Genomic DNA, 15,625 nt, shown 5'->3' on the forward strand with positions numbered 1-15,625 from the left:
CTCATATCTTACGAGATGAGGTAATCGAAAAGAGGTTCATAGGGTTATCCAGTAAAAACCGGAAGGTTAAAACCCTAAATATAATATACAAGGAGTATTGTATGAACCAACTAAAAAATATCATCAAGGGAAACACCTATCGTTTTACCGTGCTGACCAATAAACTGGTGCGCATGGAGTATTCTAAAAACGGCATTTTTGAGGACCGGCCAACACAGATCGTGAAGAACCGGGAGCTCGGCGAAGTGGATTATGAGCTGAAGGAAACCCATCAGATGATCGAGATCATCACGGATTCCTTCCATCTGCGCTACATGAAAGAGAAAGAGTTTTCTCCAAAGAATTTGTCGATAGATGTTAGGTACAACTATACGAATTATACGAACAGGTGGTATTATGGTCAGTACATTCCGACGCTCAAAGGGGCATTGCGGACCGTTGACCGAGTGGATGGCGAGGCACCGCTAGAAGAGAGTATCATTTCTAAATACGGCTACGCGACGCTTGATGATTCGCGGTCTTTTGTTTTTGACGAAAATGAAAACATCAAGGTGAAGAATCACACGCAGACGGATATGTACTTTTTTGCTTATGGCAGAGAGTATTTGAAAGCCGTTCAGGATTTTTACCGCTTATCCGGGCATCCGCCTCTATTGCCGCGTTACGCTTTAGGCAACTGGTGGAGCCGCTACTGGAAATACACAGAACAATCCTATATGAAACTGATCGATAAGTTTGAAGAAGACGAAATCCCGCTTGCCGTCAGCGTCATCGACATGGACTGGCACCTGACGGATGTGCCGTCGAAATACGGCAGCGGCTGGACAGGCTATACCTGGAACAAAGAATTGTTTCCCGATCCGGAGCGGTTTTTACAAACGCTGCAGGACAAAGGTCTTGCAGTCACGCTGAATGTCCATCCGGCAGACGGTATAAGGGCTTTTGAAGAGCAGTATGAAGTCATTGCTGAAAAGCTGGATCTTAACACAGAGATCGAAGAACCGGCTCATTTTGATTTGATGGATGAGGACTTCCGACAAGTCTATTTTGAAGATGTCCACCACCCACTGGAAGAGCAGGGCGTCGATTTCTGGTGGATCGACTGGCAGCAGGGTGAATTCAGCAGCAGCGATATCGATCCCCTGTGGCTACTTAATCATTATCATTTCAAGGATATGAAAGAGCGCGGCAAAGACGGTCTGATCCTGTCGCGTTACGGCGGACCAGGCAGCCACCGCTATCCCGTCGGCTTTTCAGGCGATGCGATCATAACGTGGGATTCCCTGCGTTTTCAGCCGTATCTCACAGCCACGTCTTCCAATATCGGCTACACTTGGTGGAGTCATGATATCGGCGGGCATTTCAAAGGGTATAAAGATGAAGAGCTGACGCTGAGATGGTTCCAGTTCGGTGTATTCAGTCCGATCAACCGTCTGCACAGCTCGAACAGTGCCTTTTCAAGTAAGGAGCCCTGGAAGTATAGCGTCAACATCCGTGATGATATGACGACGTTCCTGAGACTGCGTCACGCACTGATTCCCTATCTCTATACGATGAACGTGTTGAACAGCGAAAAGGGGATCCCAGTGATTCAGCCGGTGTACTACAAGTATCCGCATGAAGAGTCAGCTTACGCTATCAAAAATGAATACTTCTTTGGAAGCGAACTGCTCGTTCTGCCGATAACGAGTAAGAAAGACGAAGAAACCGTCTACGGCAGTGAAGTCTTCTATTTCCCCGAAGGACACTGGTTCGATGTGTTCTCCAACTTCAGATATAAAGGTCAGACTGAACTGAACGTTTTCAGAGACGAAACGACGATCCCGGTCTTTGCCAAAGAAGGGAGTATCATTCCGCTTGATCCGAGACCGACGGAAACGGATGCCCACAAGCTTCCTGTAAATATCGAATGGCTCATCTATCCGGATAGAAGCAACTCATTCGATCTGATCGAAGACAGAGAAGAAGGCAGAGCAGTAACGACCTTCGAATTGAATGAACTGGAACAGTCGCTGACCCTGCGGATCGAAGACAACAGGAACGTGCTGCCGGAAGAGCGCAGACATATCATTCATTTTAATGCGTCTGAAGAAGTGAACATCCTGGATGTAGAAAACGGAACAGTGCTTGACAAGGCCGTCGACAACGAAGTCAACAGAACGACAGTCACCTTCCTCCCGGATAAAGGGAAAGAGATGATCGTGAAATATTCGAAATTCAGAATTATCGAAAACCAGGACATCAGTGTGGAACTATTCAAGCGTCTGGACAAAGCCCAAGTCGGCTATTTCCTGAAAGACGACCTGCTCATTTCCTTTAACAGCGACTTGTCCGACTTCAGTCTGCTTTCATTACTGAATGAACTGGAAGAAGAACAGCTCAGTCAGTCGTTGTTTGAACTGCTTTATATTAAGAACAGCTGATAAAAGCCCTTTACAATGATTAGAAAAAGGTATTTAAAGATGATCGAATTTGAAATAGGTCCTTATTCACAGAGAATAGGGGCCTGTTTTCTTCGCGGTCAGCCTTTTCTTTCTTCACCTAATAAGACTTAAGCTATAATCGATCTGGAAAGAACAGGATTTAGAGGAGTTCAACAGTAGAATGAAGAAGCAGGAAATTTCTGCTGGGAATCCCTTGAGACATTTTACTGATCGAAAGTGGTTTGACTTCTCAAATAGAAGACAATCCATTATTATATACATAAGATTATATAATCATTTATATACTTTTTCTTCAGCGTTTACTACAGAGAGCCTCCCGTCATTTACTCCCTTTTTTAGATTATTCTCAGATACAGGGTGGAATGACTTTCATTCATTTTTTTCATATCCTAGCAGATTATTTCAAGTTATTGTGTTAAACACATCTTAAACAGAGGTCAGTGATTATTATGAACGAAATATCAGATGTAGATACAATGTATCAGCTTTTGATCAAATTTGACACTGTGTTTTCTCCCTCTCTTTCTGAGAAGGCGCGTGGTTTAAAGGATTATGCAGAAAAACTCGTAAATAATGCGGTGACATACGCTGCTATAAAAGATTGCGAGGTGGTTGGGTTCATCTCTTTCTATTTAGGTGATGAGAAGCAGGCATACGCTTATATCACATTGTTGGCGGTAGTGCCAGAGTATCAGGGCAGAAAAAATGCTCAGGCACTTTTTGATAGATGTATCGAAAAAATCAGAGAAGTTAAGATAAATACAGTTGAGTTAGAAGTTGAAAAAAATAATGTATCAGCTATCAGTTTTTATAAAAAAAACGATTTCAAAATCATTGAGGAAACATCAGATAATAATTTTTATATGCAAAAGCAACTGTGAACAATTAATCTGCACCAACAAATTATAGTTAAGGCATGACCAGCTAGTCTAGTTTCTAAATCTTTATACGTCAGTAAAAAATGAACAGTGAGGAGTAGTCATGAAATTAATAACGCTCTCATTGGGGGATGACCGTTCTTGACTTGATTTTCTGAAGGAGATCCTGTTTAAGATAGATCAAGGAGTCAATATCAGGTTGCTGCTTTTAAGTTTTTGATTATTTTATATCACCTTGACTACTAGAGAAAGAAGGTGGACATCATAGGGAAATCACATAATAAAACGACTATTATATCTTCACTTTTCTGGAGGCTCATGGAAGGTGGAGGGACCCAAGGCATACAATTTATCATTCAGATTGTTTTAGCAAGATTACTATTGCCAGAACAGTTCGGTACGATCGCGATAGTTATGGTGTTCATACATGTGGCCCAAGTGTTTGTTCAAAGTGGGTTTGGAACGGCATTGATTCAAAAAAAGAATGTGGATGAAGAAGATTTTTCGTCGATTTTTTACTTAAGTTTAATGATTGCTGCCGTTTTGTATTCACTTATTTTTCTCATATCACCGGCTATTGCATCTTTTTATAGCATGCCCGTATTAATACCTGTTTTAAGAATTTTGTCCCTCATTTTGTTTACAGGAGCATTTAATTCGATTCAATATTCATTTGTTTCCAGGAACCTTCAATTTAAGAAGCTGTTTAAAAGCAGTTTAGGTGCGATGTTTATATCTGGGGTTTTAGGTGTGGCTGCCGCCTATAATGGATTAGGGATATGGGCATTGGTCATTCAACAGTTAACAAACCAAATCTCCATTTCGGTCATTATGTGGTTTACGATTGAATGGAGACCTAAGTTAGTATTTTCGCTCGCTAAAGTAAAAGATTTGTTTACTTTCGGCTGGAAATTATTAGCTTCATCATTGTTGAATGTTTTTTATCTCGAAATCAGGACGTTGTTTATTGGTAGACTATATAGTTCATCAGCTTTAGGATTCTATAACAGAGGTGAGCAATTCCCTAAATTAATTGTGAATAACATAAATGGATCGATAGATGCTGTGATGCTGCCCACCTTATCAGCACTGCAGGACGACCGAAAAAGGGCGAAGGAAATGATGCGTAGATCGATCGTAACCAGTTCTTTTCTTATTTTCCCTATGATGATCGGTTTGGCAGTGGTCGCTGAACCCTTGGTTATTCTTATACTGACAGATAAATGGATTCCCGCTGTACCATTTTTACAGATGTTCAGTATTTCATACGCCTTGATGCCCATACACACAGCTAATCTCCAGGCGATCAATGCTATGGGAAGAAGCGATATATTTTTAAAACTCGAGGTCATAAAAAAGCTGATCGGCCTTACGATCTTAGCTGTCAGCTTACCTTTCGGCGTATACGCTATAGCCATGGTTCAAGTGTTGAGCGGGATTATTTCAACGTTTATCAATGCATACCCCAACAAACAAATTCTGAATTACAGTTATAAAGAACAGTTAACAGATATCATGCCCTCCTTTTATATTTCCATGATTATGGGGAGCATTGTATACAGTATGAACTATTTAAATATAGCAGAATGGCAGATTCTTGTTATTCAGGTCTTTGCCGGTACGGTTATTTATATAGGGCTGGCAAAAATATTCAAGAATGAAAGTTATGGTTATTTATTAGAAACGGTCAGGCAACTGATTCTAGAAAAAAGAAAAGCATCTGTATAAAGTAATCAATCATGTGATTTATTCGGACATGGTATTCAGTCTAACCAATAGTGTGAAGGGAGTATCAGGTAAATGAAAGAATCGATCAAGGTGGTTAAATCATCGATGCCGCCATTTGAAGAATATGCCGAAGAAATCAGAGAATTGTGGGATACCCATTGGCTGACAAATAACGGAAGCAAACATAATGAACTGGAAGTGAAAATGAAGGAGTTTCTGGATGTCAAGAATCTGGAATTATTTGTAAATGGTCATTTAGCTTTGGAACTCCTTATAAATATGATGGATCTGTCGGGCGAAGTCATTACCACTGCGTTTACGTTTCCCTCAACGACACATGCGATTGTTCGCAACGGATTGACCCCAGTCTTTTGTGATATCAATCGCTACGACATGACGATCGATGCAGATAAAATCGAAGAGCTGATAACTGAAAAAACATCTGCAATTCTCCCTGTTCACATATTTGGCAATCCATGTGATGTAGAAAAAATCGATAAAATCGCAGAGAAGCACAACCTGAAAGTTATATACGATGCAGCCCAATCGTTTGGTGTGAAAGTTGGCGGAAAAGGAATAGGCACATTCGGTGACGCCTCTATGTTCAGCCTGCATGCTACTAAATCGTTTCACACGATTGAAGGTGGTGCAGTTACTTTTAATGATGACCTCATGAAAGAAAAGTTGATGAAACTTAGAACATTCGGATGTATAAATAAAAGGGGTGGCGGTAGAAATATAGTCGGAATCAATGCAAAAATGAATGAATTCCAGGCCTCAATGGGATTATGTAATCTGAGACACTACCAGGCTGAGATAGAAAAGAGAAAGTCTATCTATCATTACTATTTAGACAAATTGAGTGATGTAAAAGGTGTTAGGACTATTGGTGACATGCCAACTATAGAGAAAAATTATACCTATTTCCCTATAGTTATCGATCCGGATAACTATGGACTCTCGAGAGACGACTTATTCGATTCGTTTATCAAGAATGATATTCATCCAAAAAAGTATTTTTATCCACTTATGACAGACTATGATTGCTATAAAGATCATTATGGCGAGGCTGATATTCCAGTGTCGAGATACATAGCTGATAATGTATTAGCATTACCTATGTATGCCGATCTGAAACATGATGATGTTGACAGAATTCATGCCATACTGATTGAAGGCGGATCACAAAGTATTCAGCAGGGCTCGGAAAGAGTTGGGCGCGAGGATAAGCTTTAATATAGTGGTACAAGGCTTCGCGCTGACGAGACAAAGCACATGTCAGCGTATCGAGCCATCCAACTATGACACTAGGCGCTGTTATTAAACTTAAACCATTTATACTTAATTATATGTTTGAACGAACAGTCAGTTAGTCGGACTTTATCATAAATTTTTATGTATACAGAACAATCTGAGGGGAATGGATACAGTATGAAAAAAATTTTAGTTTTAGGTGGGGCCGAAAAAATGCTCCCTCTTTTAAATTATGCTAAGGAAAAGGGGTATTATATTATTCTTTGTGATTATTTATTAGACAATCCGGGCCGTGAGTTTGCTGATGAATACTTTAGCACCAGTGCCACCGATAAAGAAGCGATCCTTGAATTAGCCAGGGAAAAAAACATTGACGGTATTATTTCATTTTCGTCGGACATCATAGCATTGACTGCGGCATATGTTGGGAACAGACTCAATATACCTTCAAATCCATATGAATCTGTATTAACCTTGAGCAGAAAAGATTTGTTCCGCCATTTTCTGCAAAAGAATCATTTTAATTGCCCGAAGGCAGTCAGCTTTCATTCGTATGAAAGTGCCGTAAGAGAAATTGACCGGTTTAAAATACCTTTCATGGTCAAGCCCGTTGATTCCGCCGGCAGTTCTGGTGTCGTAAAGATCGAGGATCTGAAGCATTTTAAACAAGCATTCATGAATGCCATTCAAATTTCAAATGAAAAAAAAGTAATCATTGAGGAATACGTGGAAATGAATCACGAGTGTATGATTGCCGGTGATGCGTTCGTGCTCGATGGTAAAGTTGAATTTATGGGATTATTGAACAGTTACCGTGGGGCCATCATAAGTCCGTATATACCAACGGGTACAAGTTATCCCGTTTATCTTGATGAAAAACAGGTTGGAGAAGTGAATGAAACAGTTCAACGAGTAATGGACATTCTTGACATTAAATTTGGCGGATTCAACTTAGAGCTGATGTTTGACAAACAGGGGGAACTTTATATTATTGAAATTGGACCCAGAAACGGCGGCAATATGATTCCACAGTTACTAAGAATGGCAACCGGAATAGATCTGATTTCTACTTTGGTTGAAACCTCTATCGGCAATTACGATATTGATTTACAAGTCAAAAATATTGCGCCATACTGTTCAACGTACGTTATACATTCAAATAGAAAAGGGAAATTGTGTAACATTAAATACAAAAACGGGATCAAAGATAAAATCGTTCATGAGTTTATGAATTTGAAGAAGGGTGATATGGTAGAAATGTTTGACAACTCAAAAAAAGCAATTGGTATCATCTTTTTAAAATTTAACAGTTTAAAAGAAGAAAAGACGATCCTGAATAACATAGAAGATTATCTTGAAATCGAATTGGATAATCAATAAAAAGTATCTTTCTATTCCGGGGAGTTTATTATGAGAAGACTTAACAGAGGTTAAGCAGAAAGGTGAGAAACAAACAACTTCTGCTGGACATCCCACTGAACGCCCGGTTTTAACAGACAAATAGCTTACGTTTGACAAATGATCGATTCAAACTTAGACTTTATGTATGTTTAAAAATTAATCTATCACAATCTAAAAATATATTTTAATTAGATCAATAAACCAACTCAGAGAATAAATAGTCACAACCGAACACCCGACATTTTCCACATCGAGTGATCCTACTACTGCCTCGAAAAGTCACTTCAATTCAAATTTATTACTGCATCAACCGATACTTCCAGTCTGATCAGCCTTAAACTCAAAACCATTCTAGTCAACGTACTCCTGCTCTATCTTGGGGCTAGTCAATAGATTTCTTCATTATTGATTGCTCCCCCCTTATATTCCTGACCTTTGATATCCGTTAGTACAAAGACTGATGCTCCAGCGGATGAAATTATGCGAGCATCATCCCAGTTAAAATCTGCTGGATAATCGACCTATAATTTTTACATCAATATTTATCTCGACACTCTTTGATCATGTATAAATTGATTATAATTGCCGCACAGAAAATCTAAACTCTTTAACTATTTAGTAAAGGTGAGTGATAGCTATGGAAATAAGTGTAGTAAATGGACACCGCATTCAGAGTAAAACCCTCAATAATCCTCTGAACTATAAAGATATTTACTCTTCTTACACATACGCACAACTGTATGAGGAGATAGAAAACGGAGAGGCAGTATCCTATACCTTTGAGAATGAGTATGGAATAGTCGACTATACGTTTATTAAACGTAAAATACCTTTCTTAGTGGAAGGAAAACAGTTCTATGATATTACTACAGCCTATGGTTACGGTGGACTTGAAATCTCCAATGTCACTGATAGTGAGGCCCTGCTCGATACTTACTTCAAGGCATTTCATGACTATTGTCAAACTAATGATATAGTCAGCGAATTCATCCGGTTTCATTTATTTGAGAATGAGGAAATAAAAAAATATTTTTATGGCGAAATTGGTTTGATCGGGTCGCATATATCAAGAAATCTGAACGACCCAATCGACTGTAATTTCCATAATACGATTTCCAGAGCAGCTAGAAAAGCTGAAAGACTAGGATTACATGTCTCCTTTGATACGTCTGGAGAAAGTGTGGACGATTTTCTCAATGTATACACAGAAACAATGGATAGAAATAACGCGAAAGATTTTTACTACTTTGATAAGAAATTTTTCGAAAAGCTGCACCATCATTTAAAAGATCAATTTATCTATGCCAATGCTGTATATGAAGACAAAACGGTCTCATCGATTTTGGTTTTATTTGGAGAAAAATACGCCTATTTCTTTCTAGGCGGCACTCTTCAAGAATACTTAAGCACGGATGCATCAACTTTCCTTCAGTATAATGTCATTCAATACCTTAAAGAAAAAGGCCTTGATTACTATACTTTAGGTGGGGGGTATAAAGGAAATGATGGTTTGTACAGGTATAAAAAGAAATTTGACAAGCAGGGGGTTTATCCGTTCCATGTCGGTAAAAAAGTGCATGATCTGGATGTATACAACAAGCTGGTGGAAATGAGCGCTTCAAAAGGTGATATTGATACAGAATCAAGTTTTTTCCCGCTTTATCGCATGTAAACAGTCATTTACCGCCAAGATAACCTCTGCAATTCGACATAGGAAGCAGACGATCACTTTACCTTATTTTCTGAGACTATTCCATACTTACTGCATTGAGAGAGCCAACTGTAAGTTTGTTCATGTCTATCTTGTTTCTGCTTCTTAGTTTCATAAAAATATTACTAAACTATTCTAGTTGCACTTTAAGCAACATTGATGCAAGGACATTGAACGGTCAAAAGCATTCTATAGGAGTTGAAATGTTATGTCGGACATACCCGTCACTAAATCTTCTTTACCTTTGTTTAAAGAGTATGTAGATGAAATCAGTGATATATGGGACTCGCACTGGTTAACCAATATGGGTTCAAAACATGAAAAATTGACAAGTATGCTGGAGGAGTACCTCCACACGCCATATGTATCATTATTTACTAATGGCCATCTGGCACTAGAAAATGCCATAGAGTCATTTGGGTTAGCCGGTGAAGTGATCACTACACCCTTTACATTCGCATCCACCACTCATGCGATAGTTCGAAACAACCTTATCCCAGTTTTTTGTGACATCGATCCCGAAACCTTTACGCTTGATCCTAATAAACTGGAGCAATTGATAACAGAAAGAACATCAGCCATTATTCCGGTTCATGTTTACGGGACGGTCTGTGATACGGAAGAAATTGAACGTATTGCTAAAAAGCATAATTTAAAAGTCATCTATGACGCAGCTCATGCTTTTGGTGTAGAAGTCAAGGGAAGAGGGATCGGAAACTTTGGCGATGCCTCGATGTTCAGTTTTCATGCCACTAAAGTGTTTAATACGATCGAAGGCGGTTGTGTCACTTTTCAAGATGCTCAACTTAAAGAAAGACTCTCTCAGCTGAAAAACTTTGGCATAACAGGTCCGGAAACCGTTGAATTTGTTGGAGGCAATGCAAAAATGAATGAGTTTCAAGCTGCTATGGGGATCTGCAATCTGCATCATTTGAAAGATGAAATAAGTAAGAGAGAAAAAATCGTCAATATATATAGAGAAAGGTTAGAAGGAATACCGGGTCTGAAACTCATGGCAGTGCAGGAGGGTGTTAAACCGAACTATGCTTATTTCCCTGTGGTCTTTGAAGGAGAAGGATGGGATCGAGATGAGGTCGTTGCTCAATTAGGCAAGCATAATATTTTCGTTCGTAAATATTTTTACCCGCTCGTTAGTGATTATGCCTGTTACAGTCATCTGGAAAATAGCACTGAAACACCCATTGCTAAAAAAATCGCTTCCCAAGTGATCACGCTACCGCTTTATGCTGATTTATCTCTGGAAGCAGCAGAGCACATTTGTCAACTTATTCAAGATCTTTATTATACTAAATCAAAAAATACTCAGGCACACATGGGGACCACTCTATAATCGAAAGGTGGAATATCGATGAAAGGTATTATTCTAGCAGGCGGCAGAGGAACACGGTTGTATCCAATGACACAAGCGATTTCCAAACAGTTACTCCCTATATATGATAAGCCGATGATTTATTATCCATTAAGTACGTTATTACTTGCAGGGATCAGCGATATACTGATTATTTCTACCCCCGAAGATACACCGATTTTCGAAAAATTACTGGGAGACGGAAGGCGACTGGGGATTCGTTTATCTTACGCGATACAGGATTCTCCTAACGGTTTAGCCGATGCCTTTATTATCGGGGAGGATTTTATTGGCAACGATGACGTCTGTCTGATTTTAGGAGATAACTTTTTCTATGGGCAGGACTTTACTAAAGTGCTGATGAGAGCTCAAGAGATCAACACAGGGGCAGTCGTTTTTGGTTATGAGGTCAAGGATCCCAGAGCATTCGGTGTAGTCGAATTTGATGATAATTTCAAAGCCTTATCCATTGAAGAAAAACCGTTAAATCCTAAATCGAGTTTCGCCGTTCCTGGCTTGTATTTCTACGATAACCGAGTCGTTGACTTTGCCAAATCAGTTATGCCATCAGAAAGGGGAGAAATCGAAATTACGGCTATCAACAATGCCTATATGGAAATGGGTGATTTATCTGTCTTACCTCTAGGACGTGGGATGGCATGGTTGGATACGGGAACCCCGGAAGGGATGCTGAAAGCGGCAGAGTATGTCGAAACGATTCAGACCAGACAGGGACTTTACATTTCCTGTATTGAAGAAATTGCCTGGCGAAGAGGATTCCTCAGTGATGAACTGTTAAGAGAGACAGGCGAAGCGTTGATCAAAACTGACTATGGTCAGTATCTGCTGAAATTGCTTGAAGTAGTGAAATGGAAAATGACTTTGTAGGGGAATTTGTTCTTCGCCGACTAGGCTGTAATAAAATATTTCGGGATGAACAGTAAATAGAGGTATCTTATATTTATGAATATCATTTGAGTTTGTCAAAAAGATCAAATTATATTCATTATTTCACTTCGTTATAGTTATTATTGGGATGACTCTAAAACATCTGTCAAACAATATAGTGTAAATCTAAATCTATTAGATTTACACTATATTTATAATAAGATTTACAAAAGGGGAGAAACATATGAGTGCAAAAACCACTAAAGACTCAAAATGGATTGTGACAGAAGAAGGAACAGATGCGAAAACGATCAGACAGAATGAGACGTTGTTTGCATTGTCCAACGGTCACATCGGGACACGAGGGAGTCTGGAAGAAGCGGAGCGGACAAAGGAATACAGTCACAGCGAAGCGACGCTTGTCAATGCCTACTACGACAGCGAACCAATCCAGTACGGGGAGTGGGCATACGGTTATGCTAAAGAACACCAGACCGTCATCCCCGTGCCCAATGGAAAAAAACTGGCTATCCGTTTAGAGAATGACTTGTTTGATCTGACAACGGGGAAGACCACTAACCATAAGCGTCAGCTCGATCTGAAAAAAGGACTGCTTACCCGTTCGTTTACTTGGGAAAATACGCAGGGACATAAACTGGACGTCAAGATCGAGCGGTTCGTCTCTTACGATTATCCTGAGCTGCTGGCGCAGAACATCACACTTACCCCACAGGATGATGGCTGTGACCTTCAGATGGTTGCGAATCTTGATGATTTAAAAGAGCTGGGAAATATCACAGAGGAAGAAAGCAATGATCCGCGAATCAAGGCACACAAAGAGAGGCGCTTCCAGTCCAAGCGTCTGGAAGACTTCGACAACCAGCTGTTGCATATAGAAACAAATAATACACACCTGCATCTGATTGTTGGAGAAAAGAATCAGCTCTCTGATCCTTCAGTGCAGTCACATTTTGAAGATGGGGCGGAAAGCTGGAAGCTGGAAACGAAAAAAGGCGATACGATACAGCTTGAACGATTGATTGCCTATAGCAACATCTTTCATGAGGAGTCAAAAATAGAAGATAAAGCACAAAGACTGACCACGATCTTAAACGAAGCGTCAGCAATCGGTTTCAAAGGGCTCAAAGAAAAGCATATCGCGCATATGGAAGAGTTCTGGGAACTTTCTGATATTGAGATCGTCGGAGATGACGAACTACAGGTTGGGCTGCGCTTCAATCTGTTTCATCTGTATCAGGCAGCCGGCCGCGATGGTAAGCGAAACATGTCCGCCAAAGGATTGTCGGGTGAAGGCTATGAAGGACACTATTTCTGGGACACAGAAATGTATATGCTGCCGTTTTTCTTGTATACGCAGCCTAAAATCGCCAAACATCTTTTAAATTATCGCTATACGATCCTTGAGGAAGCCCGGAACAGAGCAAGGGAAATGGCCGTCGATAATGGCGCACTCTTTGCCTGGCGTACCATCAACGGGAAAGAAGCCAGTCCGTATTATCCTGCCGGGACCGCTCAGATCCATATCAATGGTGATATTGCTCATGCCGTTCACACCTACGTCAAGGCAACTGGGGACAAACGGTTCGGTATGAAAGAAGGGCTTGAGATTTTGGTAGAGACTGCAAGGTTCTATGCCGGCTGGGGACATTTCGACGAGAAGCGAAAAGGCGCGTTCGTCCTGAATGATGTGACCGGGCCGGATGAATATACGGCCATTGTCAATAACAACTATTACACGAATCTCATGGCCAAGCATAATTTCAAGTATGCCGCTGAGATGGTCGAAGCCGTTTTGGAGTCGAATGACGAAGATGGTTTAGGCGTCCTGAAGCGTATCGGTTATGATAAAGCAGAACTTGAGAACTGGAAAAAAGCGGCTGATAAAATGTTCCTGCCTTACGATGATGAACAGCAGCTGACGATGCAGGATGACAGTTTCTTCCATAAAGAAGTGTGGGACATCGAAAACACGCCGAAAGAGAACTTCCCGCTGCTGCTGCATTATCATCCGCTGACGATCTACCGCTATCAGGTCAATAAACAGGCGGATACGGTGCTGGCCCAGTTTCTGTTCCCGGATGAGTTTTCACAGGAACAGAAAGCCAGAGACTACGACTACTATGAATCGGTCACGACGCACGATTCATCCTTGTCGCGTTCGGTGTTCGGCATGATGGCCAGTGACCTCGGTCAGATGGAAAAAGCCTATAACTATTTCATGGACACGGCTCTGATGGATATTACTGACTTGCAGAGCAACACGAGAGATGGGGTGCATGCGGCTAATATGGGCGGTACCTGGATGAGCATGGTCAATGGTTTTGGAGGCATGCGTCTAGTGGAAGACAGGCTCCATTTCAGACCGCGGCTGCCCAAAGACTGGACCTGCGTCACCTTTAAAGTCCAGTTCCGTCATCGCCTGATCAAAGTATCGATCAGCAAAGATGATACTGAGTACACTCTGATCAAAGGTGAACCGCTCGTTATCAGACACTTTGATGAAGAGAAGCATTTGAAATAGGCAACACTATACGAAAAGGGTGCTGACCTTGACTGGTCAGCACCCTTATTTCTCCAGATCCTCTTTTGTTTTGAGCATACTCGCTGTCAGCGAGTATGGCCCGTATTTTCGAACCGCTCATTGTCGGCTTTTTCATGAGTAGGTCGAAATTGTTTCAGTTATGCCTGCTCGAAATGTTTTGCCAGCCGGTGGTAATAGTAAAGGGGAAGTAAGGCCAGCCCAGCTCGAGACACACACTGAGATGGCAATAAAACAGTCTTTTACTTACTACCGGTTGTGTCGATCGATTTGAGAAGGTAAAAGAGACCGGTTTTGTTTGCCACTCCAACCTAATACTGCTCTGGGTGGGTAGAAGTTGGTCTTTTTACTGCCCACCCGAAGTGACAAAAAAGTTTACCGGACAGAACATAGCTTATGTTGAGCATACCAGGGTCGCTTAAACCTGTCAGTTGATCCAATCGTTCATAGTTGGGACAACTGACAGGCCTGACAGCAGTAACGGGCCACTTATACAACCAGACTGCTCTATTAAAAAGAAAGCCTTCGATTTCGAAGGCTCTCCATCTTAAGTCAAATGATTTTTGATCACGATCTCTGGGACAGTCAGGTTTTTGCGCGCTTTGACGTTGGCTAAAATGATGTCTGCCACGTCGTCGGGATCCATGAGATGCTGAATCTCTTCTTTTGAATAAATATCATCCCAGAAGCTGGTTTTCATGCCGCCCATATAAGCTGCCAGGACATGGATATCGGTATCGGCCAGTTCTTTCACGATGCTTTCTGTAAAGCCGCGGGCCCCGAACTTACTGGCGCAGTATACTGATTCAGATGCTTTGCCTTCCAGCCCTGCGGTGGAGATGACTTGAATGATGGTTCCTTCATTGCGTTCTTTCATTTCCGGTAAAACGGCCTGAGTACAGAAGATGGTGCCTTTCAGATTGATGTCGATCATATCGTCGATAGACGTTGATGAGATCTTTTCCGCATCATCGAACACGCCGACGCCGGCATTGTTCACTAATATATCGATAGTCCCGCTTTCTTCTTTGATCTCTGAAAAGACGCGGGTGACTTCTTCTGCAGATGAAACATCCAAAGTATAGGCGGAGACACTGTCCGACTTCATTTTATCTGCCACGAATCTCAACTTGCTGTAGGTGCGTCCGAGCAGGGTGATGTGATACCCCATTTCAGAATACTTTAAAGCCAGCGAGGCGCCTAAACCGCTTCCTGCACCTGTGATCACGACATGTTTTGCTTCCATTACTACTTCCTCCTTCACGGTATCTTTCTTATTATCAAAGTACCAGATAAACCCTTTTTTAGCAACGATTAAGGCGGGCGACCCAGATGGAAAAGAGGAATGCAGGCATAACTCAAGAGGAATGCTGAATCTCACAGGATATAGAT

Annotated in this window: 10 protein-coding genes; 9 read left to right on the forward strand and 1 reads right to left on the reverse strand. The window is 41.1% G+C overall.

What is annotated here, in order from left to right; translation table 11 throughout:
* The first annotated feature begins 101 nt into the window (after positions 1–101).
* The 9 genes from BM049_RS09365 (at position 102) to BM049_RS09405 (ending at position 14,215) form a co-directional block, all read left to right on the forward strand.
* The gene (locus tag BM049_RS09365; protein WP_091530921.1) at positions 102–2,423 is read left to right on the forward strand and encodes a glycoside hydrolase family 31 protein; all 2,322 of its coding nucleotides are present in this window, start codon (positions 102–104) and stop codon (positions 2,421–2,423) included.
* 470 nt (positions 2,424–2,893) lie between these two features.
* Positions 2,894–3,325, forward strand: a complete 432-nt coding sequence (locus tag BM049_RS09370; RefSeq protein WP_091530923.1) for a GNAT family N-acetyltransferase — start codon at positions 2,894–2,896, stop codon at positions 3,323–3,325.
* 252 nt (positions 3,326–3,577) lie between these two features.
* Positions 3,578–5,050, forward strand: coding sequence for a lipopolysaccharide biosynthesis protein (locus BM049_RS09375; RefSeq protein WP_281242227.1), 1,473 nt, complete (start codon positions 3,578–3,580; stop codon positions 5,048–5,050).
* A 72-nt stretch (positions 5,051–5,122) separates the two neighbouring features.
* Positions 5,123–6,286, forward strand: coding sequence for a DegT/DnrJ/EryC1/StrS family aminotransferase (locus tag BM049_RS09380; protein WP_091530927.1), 1,164 nt, complete (start codon positions 5,123–5,125; stop codon positions 6,284–6,286).
* Positions 6,287–6,481: 195 nt separating this feature from the next.
* Positions 6,482–7,684, forward strand: coding sequence for an ATP-grasp domain-containing protein (locus BM049_RS09385; RefSeq protein WP_091530929.1), 1,203 nt, complete (start codon positions 6,482–6,484; stop codon positions 7,682–7,684).
* 658 nt (positions 7,685–8,342) lie between these two features.
* On the forward strand, positions 8,343–9,377 hold the full coding sequence (locus BM049_RS09390) for a GNAT family N-acetyltransferase (protein ID WP_091530931.1): 1,035 nt from the start codon (positions 8,343–8,345) through the stop codon (positions 9,375–9,377).
* 247 nt (positions 9,378–9,624) lie between these two features.
* Entirely contained in the window at positions 9,625–10,767 is a 1,143-nt protein-coding gene (locus BM049_RS09395) for a DegT/DnrJ/EryC1/StrS family aminotransferase (protein WP_091530933.1), read from the forward strand.
* 18 nt (positions 10,768–10,785) lie between these two features.
* On the forward strand, positions 10,786–11,673 hold the full coding sequence (gene rfbA, locus BM049_RS09400) for a glucose-1-phosphate thymidylyltransferase RfbA (protein ID WP_091530936.1): 888 nt from the start codon (positions 10,786–10,788) through the stop codon (positions 11,671–11,673).
* Between the two features lie 244 nt (positions 11,674–11,917).
* Complete coding sequence (locus tag BM049_RS09405; protein ID WP_091530937.1) at positions 11,918–14,215, forward strand: glycoside hydrolase family 65 protein; 2,298 nt, start codon at positions 11,918–11,920, stop codon at positions 14,213–14,215.
* Positions 14,216–14,780: 565 nt separating this feature from the next.
* Here BM049_RS09405 and BM049_RS09410 read toward each other — a convergent pair.
* On the reverse strand, positions 14,781–15,479 hold the full coding sequence (locus BM049_RS09410) for an SDR family oxidoreductase (RefSeq protein ID WP_091530940.1): 699 nt from the start codon (positions 15,477–15,479) through the stop codon (positions 14,781–14,783).
* Positions 15,480–15,625: the final 146 nt, after the last annotated feature.

Source organism: Alkalibacterium subtropicum (genome assembly GCF_900112455.1).
Taxonomy (GTDB): Bacteria; Bacillota; Bacilli; order Lactobacillales; family Carnobacteriaceae_A; genus Alkalibacterium; species Alkalibacterium subtropicum.

Excerpts from the sequence above, each read along its gene's own strand:
- BM049_RS09365 (WP_091530921.1), top strand. The coding sequence starts at position 102 with ATGAACCAACTAAAAAATATCATCAAGGGAAACACCTATCGTTTTACC.
- BM049_RS09370 (WP_091530923.1), top strand. The coding sequence starts at position 2,894 with ATGAACGAAATATCAGATGTAGATACAATGTATCAGCTTTTGATCAAA.
- BM049_RS09380 (WP_091530927.1), top strand. The coding sequence starts at position 5,123 with ATGAAAGAATCGATCAAGGTGGTTAAATCATCGATGCCGCCATTTGAA.
- BM049_RS09385 (WP_091530929.1), top strand. The coding sequence starts at position 6,482 with ATGAAAAAAATTTTAGTTTTAGGTGGGGCCGAAAAAATGCTCCCTCTT.
- BM049_RS09390 (WP_091530931.1), top strand. The coding sequence starts at position 8,343 with ATGGAAATAAGTGTAGTAAATGGACACCGCATTCAGAGTAAAACCCTC.
- BM049_RS09395 (WP_091530933.1), top strand. The coding sequence starts at position 9,625 with ATGTCGGACATACCCGTCACTAAATCTTCTTTACCTTTGTTTAAAGAG.
- rfbA (WP_091530936.1), top strand. The coding sequence starts at position 10,786 with ATGAAAGGTATTATTCTAGCAGGCGGCAGAGGAACACGGTTGTATCCA.
- BM049_RS09405 (WP_091530937.1), top strand. The coding sequence starts at position 11,918 with ATGAGTGCAAAAACCACTAAAGACTCAAAATGGATTGTGACAGAAGAA.
- BM049_RS09410 (WP_091530940.1), bottom strand. The coding sequence starts at position 15,479 with ATGGAAGCAAAACATGTCGTGATCACAGGTGCAGGAAGCGGTTTAGGC.